Source organism: Martelella sp. FLE1502 (genome assembly GCF_053484255.1).
Genome location: NZ_JBAKFQ010000087.1, coordinates 1 through 221, shown reverse-complemented (window position 1 = coordinate 221; position 221 = coordinate 1). Strand labels below are relative to the sequence as shown.

The window sequence follows — 221 nt, the reverse complement described above, 5'->3', positions numbered from 1 at the left end:
ACCGCTGTCCTGGCAGAGCCGCTGGTAGGTTTCCAGGGTGCGAAAGCGGTTGACGTGGGTGAAGCCATCCACCACCTGCCAGCTGTCACGCAGCTCCTGCAGAGTGCCGACGCACAGGCTGCTGAAGGCGAAGGTGCCGCCCGGGCGCAGCGCGCGGCGTGCTTCGCCAAGCACGCTGGCGAAATCCTCGCACCACTGCAGGGCCAGGCTGGAAAAGATCA

At 66.1% G+C, this 221-nt stretch carries 1 protein-coding gene; it reads right to left on the bottom strand.

Translation table 11 applies throughout. From position 1 onward, the window contains the following. Positions 1 to 221, bottom strand: a 221-nt coding sequence (locus V6767_RS22785; RefSeq protein ID WP_448475521.1) for a methyltransferase domain-containing protein, incomplete at both ends; no start/stop codon positions are given.